Source organism: Floridaenema aerugineum BLCC-F46 (genome assembly GCF_041929345.1).
GTDB lineage: Bacteria > Cyanobacteriota > Cyanobacteriia > Cyanobacteriales > Aerosakkonemataceae > Floridanema > Floridanema aerugineum.
Map to the genome: position 1 here is coordinate 139,292 of NZ_JBHFNQ010000206.1, position 24,721 is coordinate 164,012.

At 40.3% G+C, this 24,721-nt stretch carries 18 protein-coding genes and 2 pseudogenes; 11 read left to right on the plus strand and 9 right to left on the minus strand.

The window, feature by feature from the left end; translation table 11 throughout:
• Window positions 1-120: 120 nt before the first annotated feature.
• From ACE1CC_RS27750 to ACE1CC_RS27760, 3 genes are all read right to left on the minus strand, one after another.
• The gene (locus tag ACE1CC_RS27750; protein ID WP_413273668.1) at window positions 121-798 is read right to left on the minus strand and encodes a tyrosine-type recombinase/integrase; all 678 of its coding nucleotides are present in this window, start codon (window positions 796-798) and stop codon (window positions 121-123) included.
• A gap of 140 nt (window positions 799-938) precedes the next feature.
• Window positions 939-2,174 carry an AAA family ATPase gene (locus ACE1CC_RS27755; protein WP_413273669.1) on the minus strand — a complete coding sequence of 412 codons (1,236 nt, stop codon included), beginning with the start codon at window positions 2,172-2,174 and terminating at the stop codon, window positions 939-941.
• Between the two features lie 20 nt (window positions 2,175-2,194).
• Entirely contained in the window at window positions 2,195-3,280 is a 1,086-nt protein-coding gene (locus tag ACE1CC_RS27760; protein WP_459563925.1) for a ParB N-terminal domain-containing protein, read from the minus strand.
• A gap of 261 nt (window positions 3,281-3,541) precedes the next feature.
• Between ACE1CC_RS27760 and ACE1CC_RS27765 the strand changes: the two genes are divergently transcribed.
• Window positions 3,542-3,958 carry an XRE family transcriptional regulator gene (locus tag ACE1CC_RS27765; RefSeq protein ID WP_413264713.1) on the plus strand — a complete coding sequence of 139 codons (417 nt, stop codon included), beginning with the start codon at window positions 3,542-3,544 and terminating at the stop codon, window positions 3,956-3,958.
• A 50-nt stretch (window positions 3,959-4,008) separates the two neighbouring features.
• Here ACE1CC_RS27765 and ACE1CC_RS27770 read toward each other — a convergent pair.
• Window positions 4,009-4,068 (minus strand): annotated as a pseudogene (locus tag ACE1CC_RS27770) (GTP-binding protein); the annotation flags it as partial.
• A 113-nt stretch (window positions 4,069-4,181) separates the two neighbouring features.
• On the opposite strand from ACE1CC_RS27770, the gene ACE1CC_RS27775 reads away from it, so the two are divergent.
• A complete protein-coding gene (locus ACE1CC_RS27775; protein ID WP_413273671.1) occupies window positions 4,182-5,576 on the plus strand; it encodes an ATP-dependent DNA helicase in 1,395 nt (464 codons plus the stop codon).
• 122 nt (window positions 5,577-5,698) lie between these two features.
• Here ACE1CC_RS27775 and ACE1CC_RS27780 read toward each other — a convergent pair whose 3' ends face one another.
• Complete coding sequence (locus ACE1CC_RS27780) at window positions 5,699-5,926, minus strand: hypothetical protein (RefSeq protein ID WP_413273672.1); 228 nt, start codon at window positions 5,924-5,926, stop codon at window positions 5,699-5,701.
• 272 nt (window positions 5,927-6,198) lie between these two features.
• On the opposite strand from ACE1CC_RS27780, the gene ACE1CC_RS27785 reads away from it, so the two are divergent.
• Together ACE1CC_RS27785 and ACE1CC_RS27790 are read left to right on the plus strand one after the other, a co-directional pair.
• Window positions 6,199-6,636 (plus strand): hypothetical protein, encoded by a 438-nt coding sequence (locus tag ACE1CC_RS27785; protein ID WP_413273673.1) that lies wholly within the window; start codon window positions 6,199-6,201, stop codon window positions 6,634-6,636.
• 53 nt (window positions 6,637-6,689) lie between these two features.
• Complete coding sequence (locus ACE1CC_RS27790; RefSeq protein ID WP_413273674.1) at window positions 6,690-7,814, plus strand: class I SAM-dependent methyltransferase; 1,125 nt, start codon at window positions 6,690-6,692, stop codon at window positions 7,812-7,814.
• A 16-nt stretch (window positions 7,815-7,830) separates the two neighbouring features.
• On the opposite strand, the gene ACE1CC_RS27795 is transcribed toward ACE1CC_RS27790, so the two are convergent.
• A complete protein-coding gene (locus tag ACE1CC_RS27795; protein ID WP_413273675.1) occupies window positions 7,831-8,481 on the minus strand; it encodes a hypothetical protein in 651 nt (216 codons plus the stop codon).
• Window positions 8,482-8,575: 94 nt separating this feature from the next.
• Here ACE1CC_RS27795 and ACE1CC_RS36960 point away from each other — a divergent pair.
• From ACE1CC_RS36960 to holA, 6 genes and pseudogenes are all read left to right on the plus strand, one after another.
• A pseudogene (locus tag ACE1CC_RS36960) lies at window positions 8,576-9,433 on the plus strand (helix-turn-helix domain-containing protein); the annotation flags it as partial.
• A 360-nt stretch (window positions 9,434-9,793) separates the two neighbouring features.
• Entirely contained in the window at window positions 9,794-10,006 is a 213-nt protein-coding gene (locus tag ACE1CC_RS36965; RefSeq protein WP_459563927.1) for a type II toxin-antitoxin system HicB family antitoxin, read from the plus strand.
• A gap of 107 nt (window positions 10,007-10,113) precedes the next feature.
• Complete coding sequence (locus ACE1CC_RS27805; RefSeq protein WP_413273677.1) at window positions 10,114-10,362, plus strand: type II toxin-antitoxin system HicA family toxin; 249 nt, start codon at window positions 10,114-10,116, stop codon at window positions 10,360-10,362.
• Window positions 10,363-10,581: 219 nt separating this feature from the next.
• Window positions 10,582-11,931: a DNA polymerase III subunit beta gene (gene dnaN, locus ACE1CC_RS27810; RefSeq protein ID WP_413273678.1), complete on the plus strand. Its 1,350-nt coding sequence runs from the start codon at window positions 10,582-10,584 to the stop codon at window positions 11,929-11,931.
• 16 nt (window positions 11,932-11,947) lie between these two features.
• Complete coding sequence (dnaX, locus tag ACE1CC_RS27815) at window positions 11,948-13,297, plus strand: DNA polymerase III subunit gamma/tau (protein WP_413273679.1); 1,350 nt, start codon at window positions 11,948-11,950, stop codon at window positions 13,295-13,297.
• Entirely contained in the window at window positions 13,297-14,247 is a 951-nt protein-coding gene (gene holA, locus ACE1CC_RS27820; RefSeq protein ID WP_413273680.1) for a DNA polymerase III subunit delta, read from the plus strand. Before dnaX ends, holA begins: the two co-directional genes overlap by 1 nt.
• A 110-nt stretch (window positions 14,248-14,357) precedes the next feature.
• On the opposite strand, the gene ACE1CC_RS27825 is transcribed toward holA, so the two are convergent.
• From ACE1CC_RS27825 to ACE1CC_RS27835, 3 genes are read right to left on the minus strand one after another with little or no spacing between them, the layout of a single operon-like run.
• Window positions 14,358-17,615, minus strand: coding sequence for an RNaseH domain-containing protein (locus ACE1CC_RS27825; protein ID WP_413273681.1), 3,258 nt, complete (start codon window positions 17,613-17,615; stop codon window positions 14,358-14,360).
• Window positions 17,616-17,617: 2 nt separating this feature from the next.
• Window positions 17,618-21,025 carry a pPIWI_RE_Z domain-containing protein gene (locus ACE1CC_RS27830; RefSeq protein WP_413273682.1) on the minus strand — a complete coding sequence of 1,136 codons (3,408 nt, stop codon included), beginning with the start codon at window positions 21,023-21,025 and terminating at the stop codon, window positions 17,618-17,620.
• Between the two features lies 1 nt (window position 21,026).
• Window positions 21,027-22,517, minus strand: a complete 1,491-nt coding sequence (locus ACE1CC_RS27835; RefSeq protein ID WP_413273683.1) for a restriction endonuclease-related protein — start codon at window positions 22,515-22,517, stop codon at window positions 21,027-21,029.
• Window positions 22,518-22,957: 440 nt separating this feature from the next.
• On the opposite strand from ACE1CC_RS27835, the gene ACE1CC_RS27840 reads away from it, so the two are divergent.
• Entirely contained in the window at window positions 22,958-24,673 is a 1,716-nt protein-coding gene (locus ACE1CC_RS27840; RefSeq protein ID WP_413273684.1) for a hypothetical protein, read from the plus strand.
• The last annotated feature ends 48 nt before the right edge of the window (window positions 24,674-24,721 follow it).

Sequence of the window (24,721 nt, forward strand, 5' to 3'; positions counted from 1 at the left end):
TAAATTTTTTAACTTACCAGCTATAACTTTAATTTGTTGTGCTAGACAAAATCTAGACATAGCTGACTCTCCTCCTTCAGTGAGGAGCAAGAATTTTCTAGCCTACCCTTTCCTTCCATACTACAAGTCATAATCGCGAACGGTTTTTTTGGGGATTTCGTCAGTGATGGACGATAAATCGAGGTTTTGGTCAGGGGGATCGGTAAATTGCCGTTTACCGATCGGGGATAGCATCGACAAGGACGCGATCGCTCCGGTGACTTGGTTGGGATGTACTTCTAAATACCTCTGCAATTGTTCTAGGTTACGATGACCGGAGATTTCTTGAATGATCCTTAAAGGAATTCCAGCGTTGCTCATCTGCGTCAGGGCGGTGCGGCGAAAAGAATGGGTGGAAACACCTTCAATGCCAATACGGGCGCAGGCTTCTCTTAAAAAGCGGGCGGCGGTGTCGGGGTTAAGATAGCCGCAATAGCGACCGGGGAATAGGTAAATTCTGCCTGCTTGCGGTCGGTAAGCTTTGAGGATAATTCGCAGGTCTTCTAGCACGGGGATGTTGCGGGTGGCGAGTTTACCTTTGGTATGATTTTTGCGGACAATTAAAACTGCACGCACTTCGCCAGCACGGTTATAAACGTCTTCGGTGAGTAAGGTACAAGCTTCGGCGATGCGACAAGCACTAAACAAACAAACAGCAAATAAGGTGCGGTCTCGCTCATTGGTTAGCCCCTGATTAAATAACAAATCGATTTCTTGGGGCGTGAGAATTTTCGATTGTCCATAGCGATTGATTTTCATCTTTACTAAACCCCAGTTTCCTCCCTGTCACAGAAGGGGAAGATACCTAAAACGATAGTCTTTTACAGGGGAGTAGGTCAAACAAAAGTTGGATTTAAGCTGATTCAGATGAGCTATTTTGTTGTTGTTTTCTAATCGCATCATGTCCGATGTGCCTCTGTTTTGACAATCCAGCGCGGCCAAAATGGGTCATGTCCGGGAAGTAGTCGTTCGAGTTCAAGTTGAATTTGTGCGGGGGTTCTTAAGTGTTCGGGAAAGGCATTCATGTTATCGTGGCGCATCCAAGCTTCGGCGGCTTCAATGGTGATTTCTGCTTGTTGGGAACGGGCTTGTTTTAGTCCAAAAATTTCTGAAGTTAACCAGCCTACTGTATCACCTTGTTTTGTCCAAGGAAATTCATTTAATGTCACTTGTTGACGCTGTAATTCAAATAAAAATAATCTATCTATTTCTTCATTAAAAATAGGTTCTAATGAGGCTAAAACTAAAGGCGAATGGGTAGTAGCGAATGCTTGTATTTTTATCTGTTGTTGTAAGCCTGCTGCGACTTCTAAAACGGCTGGCAGAATTGACCTTTGCCATTGGGGATGCAGGTGAGATTCTACTTCATCCATGAGTAGTGTAATTTGCTCTACTGGTGGTTTTTTTCGTAGTTTAGATGCTTGCAGGTGTTCGTACCAAGTCCAAACAAGTAAATAAGCTAGTCCCAAAATGCGCTTCATTCCGGCTGATGTGTGGATAATTGGTACAGTTCCGTAGGGCATTTTAATTGTCGGAATATCGCGCACATCTTCTACAGAAATTCGTATGGGTTCTCCAGGTTCTATCGATTCATTAGGATGGGGTGAAAGTTGTTTGATGACGCGAGATAACAGTTGAAAGGTTGTTTTATCTGGTTGATTTTGCCATTTGACCCAATCTTGAATTAACCCGTTGGATAAAACTTTATCGTTGTTATCTTTTAAACCGTTCCAAAGTGTGTAATGACTGAAATGATATGCGGTGGAAAGACTACGAGCGGGATCGAAAACACAGAAGCCACCATCAACGCGGACGTAAATAACTAAACTGTTTAGTAAAGCAGGGAAACTGAGGTCGCGCCATTGTTGTTGTTCAAAATCGAAATAACTGTGAAAGGTTTTAGTTTCACCATTTGTTTGATTGTTGAAGCTGCCAGAGATTTGGGGAGTTTCTTCTGTTAGTTGAGGCCATGCGGGATTATCTGCCCAAGTTCCGGTGAGGGAACACCAAATAATGTCTAATAAAAACGTTTTTCCTAGTCCGTTATCGCCTGTAAAGATATTCAGCCTATCGGTAAATTCTACATCAAGTTGCGGTGCTGGGCCGACTCGCTTGAGGTGCATTTTTTTTAACATTTTACTATCCTATAACTACATCACGTCTGTCGTGCATACATCCTTTGTTCGATCGCTTGTAAATGAATTAGCTCGTCCTGGCTAATAGAGGACTGTTTTTGCAGAAAATTAAGAATAATTTGCTCTAAATCGTTTAGTTTATCTTGTTGTTTTTTTAAATTTAGAATTCGACGTGCTTGTTCAAGTTCAATTTCATCGACTTTCAGCACATCTTTAGGCATTAAATTAAGAATACTGGCTCCCATGTCTACTTTCAAGCTGCCTATTAAAGATAAGTTCAATACTTCTCCCCAATACCCATTCCATTTCAACAAATCAGAACTATCTTTCATGTAATTTAAATTTACCCTAACTAAATCGCCTACTCTAAATTTTTCTGGCTCGATTGTTTGTTGATTCTCTTGCTCAAGTTGGGAATTTAAGGTACAAGTGTTGGTTTTCAGGTGTGCGATCGCTTTTATTGTTGTATCCGCTTGTCCTGTAGAAATCACCTGCAAAACACGCTCTCGCCAAAGCGGTGGTGATTTGAGTAATTTGTATGCCGCATCGATAGATTGGTTGTTTAACACTCGTTTCCAAGCAACGGCTAACTGGGCGTACTCTTGTTCCATTAAATCAATCGCCTTCAACACTTTGGAAGCTCGAGCATAACTGCTACCACCTACTCCTACCCGCGCTGCTACCCGATTGCGGGTACGCCTCGCTTCTGGGTCGGTACTTAACTCTTGCCGTTCGGGTAAATTTACCCGAACGGTGTCGTCAGAGTTGACTTGATTTTGCTTGAGTGCAGCGACTTGTCTTTGCTTGGCAAAAGCAGCTTCGACCATTTCCCAGCACCAACCCTCCCGTATGCGTTGCTCTAGCGTTCGATTTCTGTAAGTATTTTCTCGCAATAGCAACCCTATTTCTTCAATGGGAGAATCAAATTCTCTTACTTCTACTGGCACTACTGACCAGCCCAAGATTGTGGCAGCACGGTTTCGGCGATGTCCGCTGATAATAATCCCAGAGGGATTAACAATTAAGGGACGAATTTCCCCCCCGACTTTGATTAATTCCACTAAGTCAGAAACATCTTCATCCGCTCCATAAATATCAGCATTCATTGGATGAGGGCTTAATTTCAGGGGACTGATTAGCTTTGTTGATAGTGGGATTGGGTATTCATCATTACTGTACTCATCGCATTGCATAACCTACTGATGGTCTCTTATTTTATACACTTTAATAAGCTATTATACAAGTGTATAAAGCTGGGTTAGAGCCAATGGCATTCAAGGAGTACTTTAGCTGCCTCGTTAGGGTAGAATTTCTTCAACTATCGAAGTAGATGGCAAAATAAGGATGCAGAGTTAGGAAAATAAAAGGTGAGAGCGCCAGACTTTTTTACTCATGCCTCACGACTGGTTTGCTTATTAGAGCAATTATTAAGCGAGGGTTGGAACCAGACGACTTTGGCTGGTGCTATAGGCGTTTCTCAACCGACAATCAATCGTTGGTTAGCTCAAAAGAATTTGCCTGAAGTTAACTCGAACAACTTTCGAGCATTAGCTAAAGTGAGTGGTGGCGATGCTCGCTCTTTACAACTGTATCTAGATGGGCAGATTTCTTTAAATGAGTATCGTCGAGGAGTTGGTGTGGAGAATGCGACTTTTGCAAGCAGCCATCATAACAGCGAACAAATCAAGGCTCAAATTTTAGCTGCCATTCCAATGTTAGAACCTGCTGATATTGCTGAGGTTATTTCTTTTTCGGTAAAAGCTCTAACTTCTCACCAAGCTTAACCAATTTCCTCAAATTGATTGACGATCGCTGCGACTCTTTTGCCATATTAATATATCAGAATTCGGTTGAGTAGGGTAGTTTTACCTGCTCCTAAATAGCCTGTGAAAATTGTTACGTGGGCATGGAACTGTTCCTAATTTGAGTAATTAGGTTTGCTCTCGACCTCAAAAAACAGCTAACGCTGATAGGTGTGGGAAATCTTGCCAAAGAAACCTAACTCAAATGATTCAAACACTTATCGGGCTAAATTTTAAACTAACTTCCCAGCAAGAGGAAGCCCTCAAAAAGATTACCCAATTCCTAACTAGTTCCAAACGGATGTTCGGATTATTTGGATATGCGGGAACAGGAAAATCAACCATCGTCAATTTAGTAGCGGAACAATTAGTAAATGCTGGAAAAAGGGTTGTATTTACAGCACCAACTAATAAAGCAGTGGGAGTACTGCGACGAATGGCTGCTGAAAAAAGAGTACAAGGAGTAGATTTGATGACTATTCATCAGCTACTAGGATTAGCTCCTGTTAAACAGGGACAGCAGAAAATCTTGAAACAAGTTTCACCATCGCTGCTTTATATGTACGATATTATCTTTTTAGATGAGTGCAGTATGGTGACAGAAGAACTGTGGAATATCATTGTAGAGAGAATCAATAATTCGCTAATATTGGGCAGTAATCGGCAACTTATTGTGATGGGCGACCCGGCTCAATTACCACCTGTAAATGAAGAGATAAACGAGAGAAAATCTCAATCTTTTAGTGTACCTGATAAAGCTGTTTTAACCGAGGTAGTCAGGCAAGGTACAGGTAGTCCGTTGTTGGAATTTGTCACTGCTTGTCGCCTAGCTGTGAAAAGCAAAAAAGTATTCGAGCCATTTTCAAAATTCAATCCAGATAAGAAGAATGGAGCATTTTTAGTCAAAGAACAAACTTTGTTGAAATATGCTTTAAAGAAGTTCTCTGTCAAGTTTAATCAAGACCCTGATTGCTTCCGCATCCTTTGCTACACTAACGAACGAGTTGCATACTGGAATCAGAAAATCCGAGCCAAAATCTACGGGAAAGATGCGCCAAAATTTGTGATAGGGGAAAGATTGATTAGTAAAGCACCAGTTATAGCACCAGATGGGAAAACAATTATTTTAGCGACTTCAACAGAAGTGGAAGTTGTTGAATTTGTAGAGGATAGATATTCAGGTTACAAAGCTTGGAATGTTAAGGTAAAGACAGAAGCGGGAGAACTTCGTCAAATTTACATTTTGCATGAAGATGATGCTCGCAAATTCAAGCGTGATAATAACAGATTGCTACGGAATGCTAAGAGAAATCCTAGCTTGTGGAAAGCATGGTACGATCATTGTGAAACTTTCGCAGATATGCGTAATTGTTGGGCGATTACGGTGCATAATTCGCAGGGTTCTACTTTTACAGAAGTGGGAATTGATAGCAAAGATATTCGCCGGAAAGTAGCGACTAAATTGTTATATTTAGCTCGAATTAATCCCGATAGAAAAGCTGACTATCTCAAGGAATATCGGGACAGCGTTCGAGCTTGTAATCAGCTTTTTTATGTAGGAGCAAGTCGGGCGAGAAACCGAGTTTTCATTAACACTTGAAACTATTAGATATCAAAGTTAGAAAACAGGTTTCGAGTTTCAGGCTTTTTCTGAGATAACACCTGTTTCTAGCGTAAATTTTGACGGCGATTAAAGGCTTTTTCAGCATACCGTAGAATTAGTTACTTAGCAGTTAATGTAGCTGTCTGCAAAACCGCTTCAATATCATAATCACTCGGTAACATAATCACTTGATAATTGTAGTTAGCTAAAGGTTGAGTATGAGGATGATTATCTAATAAGTTTTGCACTGCATCACAAAATGTATCTTCTCCGTACTCTTCCAGTAGTAAACTTAGTTTCATGACACATTGTTGTAGCTGTTGGTTTTTGGTTGAAGATTGTTTCATCTTGATTTTACCTGATACTTGATTTGATGAGGAACTGGCTCTTTGTTTGCTCGCCCGCGATAGCGGTAGCTAAAAAAATCACAAAACTTGCACTAGCCAAACTATTTGCACTACTGAATCGAACGGGAGCTAGATTAATTTGTTAATTCGGCTTTATATACCCAGCTAGGTTGAGCATTTCTGAAATGAGAAAGTGAGGAAATTGAAGTTTTTACCAACCCGCTAATGCGGGTTTTTTTATGAAATTCACTTTATCGACTTAGAGATTAAATATGTCCAATTATACATTTATCCCACCTATTTGGATTATTTGCCCACATGAAGGATTAAGGTTGAGAATTGCTATTGAGTCAGAATTGTTGGGAACAATTAGTGATGGCGAACAACTTCAAACAATTATTCGTTATCAAAGATTTGGCACTAGTCCTGCTAATGGGGATTTTATCGAAGGCGTTGCTGCTGTTACTTCTAGTGCAGGATTAGTAATAGGAATTCATCGGAGATTGTACGTCACTTGGTTGGCTCCTGCATTAAACCCTGCACTAAATTATAGTCGTTATTTCGTGACGATTTTGGCACTGCCAACAACGATGATTTCTGGTTCCAACGAATATCCGGCTGCTGTCAGTTTATTGGAAACGCAGCGTTTTTGCGAACCATCTAATTTGCCAGAAGATATTGACAAGCAACCGCCTTTTTATCTTGAATAACTTAACCGCGATTGCGGTCAATGGGTAGCAAAACTTCGTTGTTATTGTTACCCATGAAAAGGTTACTTGAAATTCCCATAATTGATTCAAAAATTCGCATTGAAGTTCGGCAGCACTTACGAAAAGAACCCTACCAAATTAAGAGCAAGAAAGATTTAATTCCTCACCTCAACCGGAATTTGAAACATGGCTGGCTTTTACCAATTTTAGCGCAAGTAGACCGTTGTCTTTGGGGAAGATGGGATTATTGGGCTAGATGTCAAGCAGTTGGGGCTCATGCTTGGACTAGATGGCAAATGGAACCAATGTTAGCTCTTTTAGAAAATCGAAAACCCGAACGATTACCCAAATTTGTAATTCAAGAAACGCTACCGAATGAACCAATACCTCAAATTGAATGGCAGTATTCTAGCCTAGCAGAAAGTATGCTAAACAATACGCTTAATTGTATTCCCAAACATGGGGAATGGCGAACTTGGAGTGCTTGGGAATATTTGGAATATTTCTTGCATTGGGCTTTGTTTGGTTTCGGTCATCCAGCTTACAAAAGTTTACCAAAGGAACCAGCAGGTTGCGAAGGTGCATCAATGCGTCTGTATCAGGTTTTCGATTTGTCTGCTCTCCTACTTTATCCTGAAGATTATTTAGGTAGAATTCTGCCTGATATTTGTGGCAAGAAAGCACAAAGAAATGCTGGGTTTTATCCGACACCGTTAGTGGTTGCTAGTTTCATGTCTCAAGTAATTAGTCATGAAGAAATTGACCGAACTGCTAGTTTTAATGAACCTGCTTGTGGGACGGGTGCTTTGATGTTGGCACAATCTAATAATTGTTTGTCTGGTATTGGTCAAGATATCGACCAGGTTTTGTTAAAGTGCGCTTTATTTCAATTTTTTCTCTATGCACCTTGGTTGGCAATACCGATTTGGTGGTTGGGTCAAACTGATTTATTACTTGGTAATAGTTTATCAGCCGAAAAACCTAAGTCAATGAATGCGGTTTATTGGTATGAAGAATGGTTTGAAAGTGTTGAAAATAGGGAAGTAGAAGAAAATATTGAACCAACAATACTCCCAGAAATAGTAGTTCAAGAAGTAGTGCAGGGTAAACGCAAACCGAAAAAGAATCCAGCTTCAGGTCAGCAAATGACTTTGTTTGATTTGTCGGATTTTGCTTGAAGAGCAGGATAATTTTTCAGGAACCGGAGTTCTGTAACTTTTGTCGTAGTTCGTCTACAAAGGCTTTTTTCAGACCTTTTTTAGCATTTTTCATACCACTGACTAGTCGATCGAATTCTTCCAATGTTGGTTGTTTCTGTTCAACCCACACTTGAAGAATATCTTTCAGAGTTAAATAAGGTATACCCAGGTCTTCAGCTACCTTACAACCTCCTCCATCTGAGGAAAGAAAAACTGCCTGTCCTTGGTAACGCTTTGCCAGCACTAAACAGGCAGCTTCCCCTTTATGGCATTTAGGGTACTGTTTCTGGAGGATTTCGCGCTCGTTAAGTTCTTCCACTGTTAAAGTTTCCACAACCAAACTTCCGTTCTGAAAGTGGCGAGGTAGCTGCTGTGCATTCCTTAGCCATTTGCGACAACGCAAAGCTTCAACATCGGTGTTCGGTAACTGCTGAATCTGACGTTGAGCGTATCGCAGTCCCTTGCCCAGTTCGCTCAACCCCTCGTCATCTTCTTCCAGAGGACGACTGTTCTCGTCCCGATTATAAATCTCAGCCGGAAACCGCGCCGAAGAGATGTCAAGAGTTTCTAGCAATATATCTATTCCGCGTGGATGAGCAAAGCTCATTACCCGCAAAACTACCGTATCCAGTATTTTGATTGACACTGTTCTCTGTTAAATATAGTTTTTATTTGCAGTAATTTTAACGCAATGTTAATATATCACTATAAACGTAAGGTTCTTGATTGGCCTGAGTGTGATGAACTACGAAATCTTAGGTCAGCGCTTGCGAGTTGCCCGCGAGCGAGCTGGCATGACCCAAACTGAAGCTGCACAATTTATTGATGTCACTTCGGCGGCTCTAAATCAGTATGAGAGCGGTAAGCGGCGAGTGGATGCTTTGAGTTTGGAGCGTCTAGCTCGGCTTTATGGAGTGCCACTACGGTTCCTGTTTGGCGAAGAAACAGTCAAAACAGACTGGGAAGAAGCCTTACGTCTTTGTGCAGCAAATATTTCAGCTTCTAGTAAAGTCGGGATAGGACGCTTAATTGAAAAGGTTGATGCTCTATTAGAGCTTTATAAGCAGACTGATACTCCTTTTCCTGAGCTTCCTCATCCACCTTTTGCACCGTTTAGCGATCGCGTTTTAAAGGAAGATGGAACGGCGATATTGGCAGCCCAAAGAGCGAGAAGCCACTACAATTTAGGAATAGCACCTCTTGGTGATTTACAAAGCTTCTTACAAGCGCAAGGTTTACTCATCTTTGCGATTCCCTTTGGTCAGGAGGAAAATGCAATTTCTGGGTTGTTTTTCCTGCATCCACAATTAGGACAAATTATTGCTATTAATCAGGATAATGCAGATACTTGTCGCTCATTTAGTTTGACTCAGGGTTTAGCATACAGCCTTTTCCTGCACGAGCGAATGGCAATAGTTTACCGTCAAGGAGAGCGAACTTCTTCACAAATTTTTGCAGAAAAATTTGCCTGTTATTTTCTGATTCCCTCTGAAGCATTACAAGAGCGTTTGCTCAGTTTGAAGGTGAGAGTTGTTACCCGTCCGATAGAAGTTGTGCATTTATCTCGCTACTTTGGAGTCAGCTATGAAACAATGCTATATCGATTGGAACAGGAAAACAAAATAGTTGGTTATAAAGATAATTTTCCGAATGTACAAGCTGCGGTTTTAGCACGCCAACTTGGTTACAGTCCTGTTCATTATGAGCTTCAGCAACGTTTTCATTCAATAGAAGAACGATTCCCTCGAATTTTTATTGAACTTGCCTACCGCGCTGTTGAGGAAGACAAGCTATCTTTGCGAACAGTTGCAGAAATGCTCGGTATTAGCGATATAGAATTGGAGGATCGTCTTTACTTTGAAAATACAGGAGATGATGAGTTTGAAGAGGATGAATTGCTTCTAGAAGAAGAAGAAGATCGATTTGCTCAAGTCAAGGAAACTCAAGGAGGTTGTCCAATGACTGGTGAACGCTTTATTGTACAAGGACATCAACTAAATGCTCTTGTCGAACAAGAGGAAAACATTTACATTGCTGAATGCCGTGAGGTGGGTACAGTCAGTCAAGGAAGTACTCGTGAAGAGGCTTTAGCTAACTTACGAGAAGCTACAGAAATTTATCTAAAAGAATTTCCGCTATCTACCCAATCCCTTAGTTTTCGCGGCAATTAATACTAATACAGAATACTTCTCACGTAATCAGGGGTTGGAACTCTGAGACTTGTAGCTGTTCATCTCAGTATAAACTAAGATAAAGAAGTAATCTTTGGAACAGCCAAATGACTAACTTTCTAAAGCCTCAGTTAGATCGGATCTCAGGAGCTAAAGTTGTGTCTTCATTGAAACGTCTAGGCTTTACAGAAGTTGACTCTGAGGAAAATCATGTTCTACTTACAAGGTGGACAAGAAAAGGAAAGGTAGGTTGTGTGGTGCTACTCCATCCTGAGCTAACAAGTGTGACCCTTCGCCGTATCCTAAAACAGGCAGAAGTAACTTGGGAAGAGTTCAGGGAAAACTTGGAACTATAAACATTAAATTATTCAAAAAATAACCCCTGGTATCTTAACCAGGGGATTTTTTGTGCCAAATGTCGCTCTTTTAGAGAAAGGTAAAGTGTGACTGAATAGTGAAGATTCAAGTAATACGATAAAGGCTGTTTTTTTATCTGCTTATTATTCATGATTGAAGACTTATATTCTCTACGCAGCTAACGCTGCCTCGGCATGACAGCTATTTTCAATTGGAATATGCTTACAAAAACTCGTCCTAGTAAAACCAAGAATCGAGTTAAACAAAACAACTCGTCTAAAGCTAAAGTTGATGTTACGCCTGCACAAACTGATGAAGAAACTCCTAGTTTAGCGAGCGGAATGCGATTAATTTGCACGCAGGAGAACTTAGCAACTCACCTCGATTTAGTTAGTCATGCCGTACCTACTAAACCTACACATCCAATATTAGGAAATGTTTTGTTGATTGCTAATCACGAAACTCAAAAGGTTCAACTGAGTGTTTTTGACCTTAATTTAGGTATTCAAACATCATTTGATGCTAAAGTTCAAGCGTCTGGCGAACTGACTATTCCCGTGGGAATCTTGAGTGATATTGTAGCGAAACTGTCTCGCGGGGATATTACTTTGGTCAATCAATCGCCTTTGAATACGGAGGAAACTGAAGATAATCATCCAGAAAAAGTAGAGGCAGGTCAAAATCAAATTATGACATTAATCGCTACTACTGGACGCTATCAAGTGCGGGGATTACCAACTGAGGAATTTCCGCCAATTCCTGAAGTTAATTCAATGCTAAAAGTTCGGGTGCCAGTGGAAGCTTTGCAAGCCGGAATTAAAGGAACCTTAATCGCTACAACTAGTGATGAAACTAAGCGCATTTTAACAGGCATTCACTTCAAAATAGAGTCAAATGGCATCGAATTTGCTGCGACGGATGGACATCGATTAGCTGTTATTAATACTTCGCTTTCCGGGTTCAAAAAGAAGAAACAAACTGAAATTACAGAGCCTTTAGAATTTACAGTACCAGCTAAGGCTTTGGTGGAATTAGAGCGAATTTTATCTAGTCGAACATCAGTCGAGCCAGTGGAATTATTCTATGAGGAATCAAAGGGACTTATAGAATTTCGCTGGGGAACGCAACGATTAGTTAGCCGTTGTTTAGAAGGTGCATATCCAGCGTATCAAGAGTTATTGAAGCAGGATTTTAAACAACAGGTAACGTTGGAGAAAGCACCTTTGATTAAGGCTTTAGAGAGAATTGCGGTGTTGGCTGATAAGAAGGAAAAGAGTGTCAGCATTCGTCTTAATAGTGAAGCTCAACAAGTTTGTTTGTCATTGTTTAGGGAATTTGGAAATGGTCGGGAAGAGATGACGGCTTGCATTAATTCGGATAGCGATATGTCAGTTTCTTTTAACATTAAATACTTGTTGGAAGGAGTAAAAGTTATTGCTAGTGCGGAAATTCAGATGCAACTTACTCAAAAAGATGGCCCTGCTATTTTAGTACCGTTTGGCAATCGAGAGCAACCAAATATTCTGATGGATGCTCAATACTTGTTAATGCCAATTTTCAAAGAGTAATGAAAGGAAATAAATTATGTACGCAGCATTACCTCAAAAATATCGTCCGCGCACGCTATCAGAATTAGCCGGACAGGAATATATTCAAAGAACGCTGGCTAATGCAATTAAGGCAAATAAAATAGCTCCTGCTTATCTATTTGCAGGGGAACGAGGTGTTGGTAAAACTTCAACGGCTCGTATTTTTGCTAAATCGCTTAATTGTAATGCTACAGATAAACCAACTGTTACGCCATGTGGTAAATGTCAGTCCTGTCGTTCCATTGAAAAAGGGAATAGTTTAGATGTAGTTGAAATTGATGCGGCTTCTCATAATGGAGTAGAAGATGCTCGAACATTAATCGAACGAGCGCATTTTGCACCAGCGATGAGTCGTTATCGGATTTTCGTTTTAGATGAATGTCATCAATTAACTTCTCAGGCGCAAAATGCACTGCTCAAATGTATCGAAGAACCTCCGGCTAATGTGGTTTTTATTCTTTGTACAACAGAAGCACATAAGCTATTAGCGACGATTAGTAGTAGGTGTCAAGTATTCCATTTTCGGGTGTTAGCTATTCATGCAATCGTGCAGCAGTTAACGATGATAGCTGATAGCGAATCTATCGCCATTTCGGATGAGGCGAAGGTGGCTATTGCTCGAATTGCAGAAGGTGGACTTAGGGATGCTTTGCAGTTACTTGACCAGTTAAGTTTGTTAGGGGAGGAAATTACTAGTTCTCACGTTTTGGAATTATCGGGTCGAATATCGGAGTCTGATTTGATAACAATTCTGCAATCAATTCGTAGTGGCGATACGTTGAAGTTGTTGCAATTATCGCGTGAGTTGATTGATAGCGGGAAGACAGCAAAAGTGTTATTGATGTCGCTACTTGCTTGTTATCGAGATTTACTGTTAGTAGCGAATGTACGCGATAGTTCGCATTTATTAACTAGCGGGATTTCGCATTCGACATTGCTGAAGATTGTGGCAGATTGGGATTACAGGGTAATTAATGCTGGTATTGAACAGCTACGTGCTTCGGAATGGCAGTTAAGTAAAAGCGTACAACCGAGTTTGTGGTTAGAGGTTTGTTTGCTGGGATTAGTGCAGGGTAATGATTCCTCGAAGTCGAGTCAATGTTCTAAAGAAAAGCAGCCTGTTCAACTAACAGCTATTTGGGAAAAGGTGCTGGACAAAACTTCCGAAAATAATCGAGTTTTGCTTGAGGTTGCTTCTTTAGTAGAACTTAAAGGGAAAAAAGCTGTATTGGCTGTGCCTGCTAAGTATTTAGATAGGTTTAATCGGAATACGGCTAAGGTACAAAAGATGCTGTTTGGAGTGACTGGTGTTAACTATCAATTGTTGATTCAGGAGAAGGGTTGATGATTAGTTTGTTAGTTGGTGATGATGTGTACGCGATTAACAAGAAGCTTTTGGAGTTCAAAAAATGTCTTGACCCGGATTGGATAAGTTTCAACTATCATCGATTTTCGGCTGGTGTAATTGAGGAGGCTATTGATTGTGCTTTAACTCGTGCATTAGGGAAAGGAAAAGGAAAGTTAGTGGTGGTTGAGGAGTGCAATTTTAAACAGTTTACGGAAGAAACAATGAAAAGTCTTCAGTTGTTATCGCAAGTGCCGGAAACAACACATTTGGTATTTGTCGCACCAGCGATTGATAAGCGATTGAAAGTGGTAAAGTTTCTGCTTTCTCAAGGTAAACTGTTTGAATTCAATTTAATTGCGCCTTGGAGAACGGATTTAATTGCTCGGTCGATAGGAACTGAAGCAAAAGCAATGGGTTTGTCGCTTGATAGAAAGATTATTGAGTATTTGGCGGATGCTATTGGTAATGATTCGGCGCGTGCTGAAGTGGAACTACAAAAGCTGGCGAGTTACAGTAATGGGAAAAAGCTTAGTGTTGAGGAAGTGCGAGTGCTGGTTCCTTCAACTACTCAGAATAGTCTGCAATTAGCTTCTGCAATTCGAGAAAGTAATGCAACAAAAGCTGTCAATTTATTGCAAGAGTTGCTAGATAAGGAGACTTTTCCATTGGCTATTTGTGCCACGTTGATTACTCAGTTTAGAACTTGGATGTGGGTGAAGGCGGCGCTGGTGGGTGGGGTGAAGCAGGATGCTGAAATTGCCAGAGTTTGTCAAGTTGCTAATCCCAAGCGGGTGTATTTTTTGAAACAAGAGGTGGCTGGTGTGGGTTTGAGGTCTTTAATTCAAGCGATGTCGATGTTGTTGGAGTTGGAGGTGGCGCTTAAAGGGGGACGGAAGGGGGATTTGATGTTGACGGCGGTGTTGGCGTGCGCCTTAGTATTTGGTTAGGTGCTTGTTTGTCAATGGAAAATTTTCCATTGGATTTTTGGATAACGCTATGCCAGTAGTAATTTACTTTTGACGTAGCGTTGTCCTAATCAATGAACGAACTTCAATATCTACCTTTCCTCTAAATCTTGTTCTGTTTCACTATCCTCATCCTCAATTGCAAACTCACTAATATAGTCACGTACAACTCGTTCAAAAAAGAGAGGAGCAGGTAATGATGTCCATTCGCTATAGTGACCAAAACTGTAGCGCAACGATTCTACCAGAGTAGCTAATTGATCCGGATTATCCTTCTCTTGTTTTAAAGTGACTACAATCTCAAGAGGATTTGGAGTAGGCCACCGATCTACAAAAGGGGGACGTTCTAGGAGTTTATCCATCTGTAATCCAGCTTTGTTATAAAGTTTTTCCTGAGAACCATCATCCTTTTTAACTTTAACAGGTGTATTCGTTTGGGTTGGGTGATAGCAACTTTGACCCCGTGATTTTTGATGAAGTGTTTTATGGCCTACAGACAAATAAGCAACACATCCAGTTGAGTGACTTGCAGTAAGTTTAAACATCCCTGTTGAACTGGATGCCGAAGGAATTTCAATAGTAGGAGTTAATTTCTTTAGTTCCTTTTTAGTCCTTGTATCTTCTAAAGAAGTTTTAACTAATTGTCTGATTTTTTTATCGATAATTCCAGGGGCAAGGTCTTGACGAATACGAATCAGACGTGCGCCATCCCACTCTTTATCTATTGGTTCGTACAGGGGAGAACCAGACCGTCGCTCAAAAGTTATTTTGGTTGCATTCATTCTGACATCTGCAAGCCAAGACCACAGTTGGACACAGTTAGAAGAATCAATAATTACTAAAGGATTTACTCCTTCGTCCACTGCGTTGGAGATGATTTGCTTCACAAATTCCATGAAGCGATCTAATTTAGTAACCTGGTTATCTGCTAGTTTTATCGGAGAAAGTTCAGCAATGAAAGCAAGGGCATCAGGAAAGTTACTCCATCGACTAATTTCTAAACGATTAACTTCCTTGTTCTGGTAAGCGCAGCAAAGCTCGCACTTTCCTGTATCCACTTTTAGACGCATTGCTACTGGTAAAAATGTATTTTCAATTCGACCGCGTGCGCGTCCCTTTTGTTTACGAACGATAGTAAATGCCAAAATTTCTTTAGGTCTAGCTTCCGGCGGAGTATCTTTGAGGTACTTGTTAACTTTCTCTTGCACATCATCAATACGACCAGCATGAGCAGAAAGTAAATCTTTGAGAGCAGATTGCATTCGATGGAAAAATTCATCTAATTTGAGACAGTTTGTTGTCTGATTAGTTTTAATTGGCTCAAGAAACTGTACGCAAGCACGAGCTTTTGTAGCTAACGCTTTACGAGTTGAAGGTTTGTTCACTTTATCATCAAGTAAAACAGTTCTCTTATCGTTAGAATCTGAGTAAAATCTTCGGGCTAAAATTAGACAGAAGGTTGGCTGTTTAAGATCTGCAATTTGTTTTGCTGTGTGTTCCCATGCTTTTATTCGTTCGCTGGTTCGCTCTTTAGCTTTTAACTCTTTACCAGGTAAAAACTCTCTTGCTCCGTGAGTATTTGTTGGCAGACGGTTAACTTCAAGTTTGATTGCATTCCCCCACAAAACGCGAACGATTGCTTGTAATAGTTTCACCTCTTTTTGCAATACATCTTCATAAAATATCCACAGTGCGGGACGCTCGTTGGGGTATAGTCTCCGCATAGCCGTTTGGTTAGCATGAATTAACGCTTTTAGTTCTTTTGTTTGCTCTAACAACCGCTTACCTTTTTCATTAAATTCAAGACCTTTCCTACCTCGATTAATATCTTTTAAACCAATATTGAAGTTTTGATTCAGTAAGGTTTCCAGTTCATCATCCATTAATTGGTTTAAGTATTTTGGAGTAAAATCCGAGCAAACTTCAGTGTTACTCATCTCAAAATAGGCTCCAAGTAGGGTAAAGATATTAATTTCTCGTGAGGCTGTATCATCCACTTTATGACCTTCATTTCGCCTATGTTTTACTTGTGTGTAACTATCGAATGCTTTTATTCCTTTGGGTTCAAGTATTTTAGCGATCGCTTCAAAAGCTTCCAACTTATCAATTTCGGGTACACCTGTTTCAATGCCAAATTCTTCCCAACTATTCTCATCTTCTAAATTATCTTGCAATCCATTCCGGTAAGTTAGAATTACTTGACATTGCTCAGTTGATGCTTGACCTAATGCAATTTGTTGCCCATCGAATGGTTGTAAAGGTAAGCTTAATTCTCGTTGAAGAACGGCAAAATCTTTATCTGGAAGCCAACGCCAAATTCTCTTTTTATCCTGACTATTCTTTTGCTCTGACTGGCAGATAACTTTGTAACTAAAAGCACGATCTGAATACTTCTGAGAAAACACAAAACCACTAATATTGTAGCGATCGAACTGAGGAGATTTTAATTGACTTAGCCAACGCCGCTTAGAAACATCTATTTTCACTAAAGGCTGATGTAGAGAAGGATAAGTTACAACTTCTATCCGCACCACTAAACTGAATTTTCCTTTGGCATTGTCCAAATTAATCGGATTAGTAATTAATTCTGCTACACCAGAAGTAAATGTTCCACTGCTAGAAATAATTCGTTTGATTGAACCTAAATCTTTAAAAATCTCATATCCAGCAATTTGACGAGCCAAGTAATCTGCTAGCATTGGAAAAGCATATTTATCTCTTGCTTGAGTCGTTCCTGTTTCTTCAGAATGCTTCCAAGGTAAAATATGGGATTTGAAAGAAGACATTTTTAATAACTCTCTTCTTTCTCTAAGCTCTTCCCAACGGTCAAAATCTTCTAGTGAAATCTTATCTACATTAACCCAAGGTTTGACAACATTAGTCATCCAGTCGTCAAGAATTGTATAAATAGCTTTATCGATCTCTTCTTGACTACCATCAGTTAAATATGCAAACGGTTCTGACTCATCTGCATTATTATTTAAGTCGAATTTACTAAGTCCTAAATTCGATTTAATTCGAGCTATATTTTTTAATGCTACTTCTAGAGATCCGCGTAATGAAGCATAAGGTAAATTTTTAACAGACGATTTTTCATTACTACCACTAGCTTTTTGAATTGTAGATAAAATATCCAATGCTGTCTTTGTCCAAGCTAGTGTATAACCTTCTACTATCAGTGGCTCCAAATTATCTGGAATGGTAAAGACTAGAGGTACAGGTTTGAGAATTTTACGTTGACCTATTGGAATATAAAGGTCTTCTGAAGCCAGATTTGCTTCAATAAATTCTTCTTCCACTTCGGATGAATCTTCATTGAATTCGCAATCTTCATCAAAATAGTTACTCATGGTTACATCTCCAATAATGGTGAAAAATCATCAAAATCTTCTTCATCCAACTCGTTGGTAAATCGTAGCTCTTCGGGGTAAATTACTCCTTGAATACGCTGTAATGGTGCCAGAAATGCCCCGTAAAGTTCTTGATTAATTTCTCGAATCACAGGCTCGGAATGGTTGATACACTCCTCCAAAATGACTCGCATCTGCACTAACATACTGTCTCGTACAGAGTCAGGTTTATCTTTAGTTGACTGAGTAGCCCAAGCTGCATCGATAAAGTAAACTTTCACTGGGCAACCATTCCGCATTCCTCTCCCAATTGTTTGTAAAATAGCTACCATTTGATTGGCTGTAAATGGTTGAAATAAATCTGCACCTAAACGACTGGCCATTAAAGGTTCTCGTAATAACCGATTCGCCGTCCGCCAAAGTTCTTTTCTAGATTGCTTTAAACTCTCAGCAATTACATTTAAATTATCTGTTTGAGTAAAAACTGTACTGTCGAATTCTTGAGTTTTTCGTCCAGCTAAACTATACAAAAGCTGCATATCATCCGTTGAAGGATGGGGGCGAGTGAGAAAATAAATTGAACCAATAGCAGCATCAAGTTCCCTCAATCCTTTAGTAAAAACAATATTCACTCCTCGACCGATCGCCAGCATGGGAAAAAGGATAATGTCGCAGTTTTCATCATCTCCTAATGCTTCGCATTGAGCAGTAGTAACAAAATCAGATGGTTGTTCTCCATCTCTTAGAGAGTGAACAACTGCTTTGGTACGGCGACCAACTTCTGGATAGTAATCATTGATGTATTTTTTAATAGTACGAGCTTGTTCGTAACTATTAACAATTAATGCTGCTTTGCGATGGATACCATGTTTAACATCGAAATTGCGAATCGACTTGTAAATCTCAGAATTAGCTCCTCCTCGGGCTAAAGCATCTACCATTAGCTTTAGATTACGTTCCCGAAGATCGCCAGCACCGCTATATCGTAAAGGTTCATCTCCACGTTGACGATCGGGCAACCATTTGAAAGAATATATACTCTGGCTCGGATCGTGTTCAGCTTGACGTGGTTTGAGTAAATAGTGAGGGCCAGCGTTAATATGATAAGCTGGACTCGCCTCTAGAAATGAAGTTGCTGAAGTCATTAGAATAGCTGGCCCGGGGTGCTCGTTATCAGCTTCAAATAAACGATCGAAACGGTGCATTAGCATTCGAGGGGCACCAATAAAAGTAATGTAAGATAACTCTACATTGCGTGCGCTAGTACGAGTTGTTAGTGCTTGAGAAAAACTGTATTTCACTCCAGAAAATGAGCCTAAAATATTTTCTGGTATAACCCTACGAAGTGCTGGTGAGTTAGTAGATTCAACTATTGGTTCTCGAATCAATCCTTCTGCTACCATTGACCTTGTTCCGGGTACAATTCGTTGATAGCCAAGCATCACAAATGTAATACAGACAAGCAATGTGATAATGTCATCTGCATCTTTTGGTAGCAGACGGTCTGGGAAGCAAAGTTGGAGAAATAATTCTCCAATCTCTCTTACAATATTGTCTCGACGCTGAGTTAAATTCTCAGCTAAATAGCGACGGAAATGCTTAATTAGAGTCTGCCAATCTTGCTTTAGTTTGCCACAGTCTATACATAAAGTTTCAGCCCAATGCTCGGTTTGAGATAAATCAATTGCTTCCATACCTGTGCGATCGTAAAAAGCTTGATAAGCTGCTCTTTCCCAAAAATTCTTTAAAACTCGGCTTCTTTTAAAACCTAATTTAACTTCTCGCTCGTCTAGTTCATCGCGTAATGATTTCTTTTCTAAACCATCCAATAGATCGCTGATAATTCTTAAAGGAGTTAGTAACTGATTTTGATATCGCTCCCCTACCCGTGACGAAGGCATATTTTGTACAGCAGTCATTAAAGAAGTATTGTGATTACCAAATTCTGATAGTTCCCGACTATAAAGTTCTACATCTCTGTCTAATAGTCGATGGTTTTCACCACGAGCAAAACGGTTATGAATTTGCTCTTGAATGACGCGATGAATAGATTCTTCTGAACCAGAAATACTGAGCGTAGCTGCTCCATATTTATCCAAAACAGATTGCACCATATCTGCTTCATCGAAAACAACCACATCAAAAGTACGGGCAATCAATTCAAAATACCGAATTTCTTCTTGTATTGCATGAGGTGATATTTGAGTGTCCATTGAGTATACGTGCCCTACCCAAATATCAGCTTCTACTAAATCTCGTGCTGCTTTGTTTCGTCCACACATTGTCCACAACGGACAAAGGCATTTTTTCATCTTCCCTTTTTTACCTCCGCTTTGCCAAATCTCTTGACAGGGAGCATCAGCAAAACCCCACATTGAGGTATCGGCTGATGAAAAAGCTGGCAGAACACAATTGAGCGCAAAAAGATCGGCACCTGGTAAAGTATGAGCAAAGCCACCATTACCACCAGCTGCGGCGATTGCTTCAGCAATATTATCTGCGTGTCGTCGGCGAGTTTCCTTGCTTTGACCAACTAACATTCCTACCTTAATTTGATGAAATTCCAGTTCAACCATGTACTGTCTGGCAACTTCAATGGAAGGAAATACAAACATCCCTTTATAACCGTTTTTTCCTAGCCAGACAGCTATCAAAATTAAAATAGTTGTTTTGCCAGATCCTGGCAGCCCAATTAGGTGTTTAATTCCCTCTAATTCAAGTATTTCTGTTTCTTCTCGAAGCCCCTTACCCATCTCTGGCATCATCAGGGAGAAACGTTCAAAACGTTTTAACCAGTTACCAGGTCGTTTTTCTGGATGTTGAGCTTCACGAATATCCATTTGTTCAGCTAAACTCCTTAATTCTTTTAAAGGAATGCGAATAGTACCTCTTGGTAAACGTGAAAGTGAATGCCTCCGACGTTCTGCTAAGGGGAGGTCTCGCAAATTAATTTGGATTTTTTCAGCGTTGCTTTCTTCACCTAGAGAAACCACCATTGGTTGATGTGAATCTGCAACCGAAATAGTGTGAGATTTGTATGCGATTGGCGCACTTAAAATTTGACGCGCCTTAGCAATTAATGAATCTTCAAGACGATCTTTTCTTTTAAATTCCAGAGTTTCTGAGTCAATTTCATAAGTTCCTTGAGTTTGGTGGCGATAGTGATGGTCGTTGTAAATTGCTACTGCGTGCTTAACTAATGGTTCAGTAACATATTCCAATGACATCTGTCGTAGATTAAAAATAGCTTGGCGTGCTGAACCGAAATTAGGCGCATTCACAACGCTAGCCATACCTGACATGACCACTGGTGCATTCTTCAGTGAATTAGTTCCGATAAATTCTTCCATTAACACGCACAGCCAGCAAATTCTGTCTGGGCCTTTCCAAAAGTCAGGTTTGCTTCGCATATTACATACTCTTTATTAATTCAATTACTGAGGTCACTGATAAAACTTCTAATGTGGCAGGGTCGCCTTTTTTATCGAGTGTAGATCTGAGACTAGAAAGATAGTTGGGGTTTTCTTCAATAAGTCGATCGCTAATAGCAATAATGCGACGACGATAGTGTGCCAATCCACCAATACGGCGATTCAGTCGCAAAGCTAAGGTAACAGGACTGGTGTAAGATTTGGCATCAATACCAATAGCACGGTTGTTAATTGATATGTCACACAAATCAGATTCCGGGTATAATTCTGCATTTAGTCCTTTCTGTTGTGCTGCTTCAAAAATTGCTAATTCATCAATAGCTGGTCCTGTCCAAAAAGTTAAAATTTGCGGTTTAGCAATTAGTAAGCCATCTGGATTAAGCTTTTCACATAACTGACCCGAATTATGGCTGTAGCACTGGCGAATCGGACAACAGCCATCAGGAAAACGGTTTTTGTTAGGATGGGGTCGCATCAATGTACCACAGTGAGTGCAGCGATGAACAAATCCCTCAATTAACCAAGTATCTGAAACTCGATCAAAGAAATCTACAACTGTCCTTTGTAAAGGAGTAAGGTCGTTTTCAATTAGGTAATCAAGTAATTGACGTTCTCCAATTAGGGAGTATTTACCAACTAACTTTCTCACAGCAGTATACGCTTTGTGTTTACGGCGAGCACCTAAACGCTCTGTAGCTTCTCGTAGCTGACTGTACAGGCGATGTTCTATTACATTGTCCTCGCCAAAAGCACCACTTTTATTAGCAATTACTGAACAGTCTGAAGTCGGTACGCGCAAATCTGGCTCGATTAAAGTCACTCCAGAGAAAGGAAACTCAGTTTGGCGAAAAATCTTTAAATTCCATTCTTCACTACTTAACGGATAGCGCGATCGCTCCAAAATAGTATGAACGCAAGCAGCTGAATCTGCTAACCCTTCTTCGATATATAAGCGACCTAATTTGCACATTGCCCGATAAAGTTCGGGTGGCATACTATCATCTTGGCGAACAATCTCTTGACCCGGTAACACTCGATTATATTGGCGAATAATTCCTTGTGCTAATAGCATCGCAGCATCTTCTGCTAGATCGAGTGCGTGGCGATGTCCTACGGGTAATGGCAAAGAATTTGTTTGAATTACTGTTGCCCATGTAGAGTCTTGACCATCGCTTTCTGCAATAATTTGCCTTTCTAGGTCAGTATCTGAGAAAGAAGGCAATACTTGACCAATTGCTGCCAATGTCCAACCTCGCTTCAACAGTACGGCTGTTGCTAATCCTTCTAAAATCTGACGAAACTTAAATTCTTGCCCTTTGGGTTGCGATAAAAGCTGTTTCGATCTCCACAACCGGACAGTTCGCACAGATGGAGGTTCTACAGATAACCCAAGCTGCTCAATTTGTCGTTTTAGCTCTCTTGCTAGGTCATCAGCAGTTCCCTGCCATTGACGAACATCCTCGAAGTGCATGAATTTAATCGGCTAGAGATTTACATTCTTGATTGTTTACATTAAACGATGTAAATAACTCTGTCAATACCAATGAAGGATATCATCACTGCAAGAGCTTCTTTCTCAAGAGTTAACAATAGTCAGCATCAGTATGTTGACAGTGATGAGTCTGCATGAAGTTGTCAACAATAAAGGAGTTGTTTTTACGTTAAAAATTTTCGACTGTAAGTGTGTACTAATACCCGTAAAAACACTATAGGAAGAAAACATTAAGGAGTGTTAGCTTTGAACTATTAGTTCAAAGCTTTTACAAAACCTTTATGTTAGTACATTTGTACCTATCACAAAAGCTGTTAACCTGATGCCAGGTTATAGGTTAGTAGCGATTTAGATTAAACGTAGGTCATATTAGCTACTAGAGGCGTACATACTAAAAAGAGTTTATAAAAACGGCTCAGATGGCAAGTTACAAAGATTGGAACCAAGCGTTAGTGTCTTACTTTACTAGTGGTGTACCACGAGGTACCAAGATCTATTTAAGCGTTGACGATGATGTATTGGAGCGTATTGGCCGAGACTTTAACGGAAAGCCGACAGGAGATAACTGGGGCAACGACTTCCGTGCCGCTGTGAGGGAAAAAGTGATTGTTGACGGACAGGTTAATTTGGACAACTTGCGTTGGTATGGTTCTAAATTACCCCAAGGTGTTGCCTTTCTCGGTGCAACTGTTCTGGCAGCATATCAGATGGCAGATGAAGACAGAATATCAGAAAGGGATTATTTCAAACGTTTGCGGGAAATTTTAGGTCTATCTGGATCTGGTCGTCCAATAGGAATGAATTGTGGTCACGAAGCTGAAGAACCTCTTTGGAAGGACTGGAATCAGTGGCTAATGCAACAAGGTTTTCTCTGGACAGCACAGCGAGGTTCTGGGGGACCAATAACTTATATTAATTATCCAATTTCGCAATCCTTACTCCGACGCACTGATAAAGAGAAACTTCAACAGTTGTTTTACGAGCAGCAATGGACAGCGCAGTGGGATGCTATGACTCTGTTTGCTCGGATTCGACTCCAAGTGTATGGACTTCCTAAACATTTAAAAGAGTTAGTCACTAAGAACAGGCAACGGTATGAAGCTGTTGCGGAAGCGATTCACGAAGTTTATGAACAGTGGCAAGATGACGGAAAGCCAGCAGGACTCAAGGTAGGAGTAAGCACATTTGTTCGTCACATATTTGCTGGATTATATCGCACTGAAGACCCATTCCTGGGTCAGATTGATTACTATCTCTACCCAAAACAGCTACGGGGACGGCAGCTAGAATCGGTACAAGTTCAGTACAAAAACAATGTATATAAGCTTTGGGATGAACGCCGTGGATGGTATGTTCATTTAGATTGTCCGATCAACCTAAGTGAATTAGATCGCGGTGCTAGATACCAGATTATTTCCCCTGCTGACCTCGATTTCTTAATTTTACCCAATCGCGACTTTTGGATATTGATTCCCGATCCCGATAACCCCGATGCAGGAGCTTATGCTTCTTGGGGACAGCCATCACTTGGCTCTCAGTTTATCCTGCTGTGTAAAAAACAATTACTCCCAGACATCCAACGTTTGCGAGATGAGCGTTTATTAGAGTGGTACGGAGAACCACAGCCAGTTTTTAATAATTCCAACTGGGTAGAACTTTACCAGTGTAGGGTTGTTTCTCCAGCTTGGGATGGAGTTGTTATCGAAAATAAAGAACTTAAAGATGCTTTACAACCCAGTGTCGGCTTATCAATTAGCTTTTCTGGTGGTTTAAGAATCCCCCAACTAGGCGCGTGGCTAGTTGGTCACAGTCCTCAAGTTACTGTCATTGGTTTCTTTCCAAAAGTACAGTTACAAATTACTAGATTATCGAATACTAGATTATCGAATGATTCCAAAATTTTAGATAGGACGGAGGATACAAATACTGCAATTTCAGTAAACTTTCCCAGTCCTGGCGAGTACCTCGTAGAGGCAAAAACTACTTGTGGAGGGGAATTAAGCCAGGGTTTTGTCAAGATTGTTGATTGGATAAAACTGCCTCTAAAAAAACATTCACATTACGAAAAAATTCCTATCGGTTCTAGGCATTATATTTGTGGTAGTGTAATCCAGCCAGTTAATGAGATTAAATAACAGAGTTTAGTTGGAGTATTATGTAACTTTTTTAAGTAATTTTAACTT

Excerpts from the sequence above, each read along its gene's own strand:
- ACE1CC_RS27750 (WP_413273668.1), bottom strand. The coding sequence starts at position 798 with ATGAAAATCAATCGCTATGGACAATCGAAAATTCTCACGCCCCAAGAA.
- ACE1CC_RS27755 (WP_413273669.1), bottom strand. The coding sequence starts at position 2,174 with ATGTTAAAAAAAATGCACCTCAAGCGAGTCGGCCCAGCACCGCAACTT.
- ACE1CC_RS27760 (WP_459563925.1), bottom strand. The coding sequence starts at position 3,280 with ATGAATGCTGATATTTATGGAGCGGATGAAGATGTTTCTGACTTAGTG.
- ACE1CC_RS27775 (WP_413273671.1), top strand. The coding sequence starts at position 4,182 with ATGATTCAAACACTTATCGGGCTAAATTTTAAACTAACTTCCCAGCAA.
- ACE1CC_RS27780 (WP_413273672.1), bottom strand. The coding sequence starts at position 5,926 with ATGAAACAATCTTCAACCAAAAACCAACAGCTACAACAATGTGTCATG.
- ACE1CC_RS27785 (WP_413273673.1), top strand. The coding sequence starts at position 6,199 with ATGTCCAATTATACATTTATCCCACCTATTTGGATTATTTGCCCACAT.
- ACE1CC_RS27790 (WP_413273674.1), top strand. The coding sequence starts at position 6,690 with ATGAAAAGGTTACTTGAAATTCCCATAATTGATTCAAAAATTCGCATT.
- ACE1CC_RS36965 (WP_459563927.1), top strand. The coding sequence starts at position 9,794 with ATGACTGGTGAACGCTTTATTGTACAAGGACATCAACTAAATGCTCTT.
- ACE1CC_RS27805 (WP_413273677.1), top strand. The coding sequence starts at position 10,114 with ATGACTAACTTTCTAAAGCCTCAGTTAGATCGGATCTCAGGAGCTAAA.
- dnaN (WP_413273678.1), top strand. The coding sequence starts at position 10,582 with ATGCTTACAAAAACTCGTCCTAGTAAAACCAAGAATCGAGTTAAACAA.
- dnaX (WP_413273679.1), top strand. The coding sequence starts at position 11,948 with ATGTACGCAGCATTACCTCAAAAATATCGTCCGCGCACGCTATCAGAA.
- holA (WP_413273680.1), top strand. The coding sequence starts at position 13,297 with ATGATTAGTTTGTTAGTTGGTGATGATGTGTACGCGATTAACAAGAAG.
- ACE1CC_RS27825 (WP_413273681.1), bottom strand. The coding sequence starts at position 17,615 with ATGAGTAACTATTTTGATGAAGATTGCGAATTCAATGAAGATTCATCC.
- ACE1CC_RS27830 (WP_413273682.1), bottom strand. The coding sequence starts at position 21,025 with ATGCGAAGCAAACCTGACTTTTGGAAAGGCCCAGACAGAATTTGCTGG.
- ACE1CC_RS27835 (WP_413273683.1), bottom strand. The coding sequence starts at position 22,517 with ATGCACTTCGAGGATGTTCGTCAATGGCAGGGAACTGCTGATGACCTA.
- ACE1CC_RS27840 (WP_413273684.1), top strand. The coding sequence starts at position 22,958 with ATGGCAAGTTACAAAGATTGGAACCAAGCGTTAGTGTCTTACTTTACT.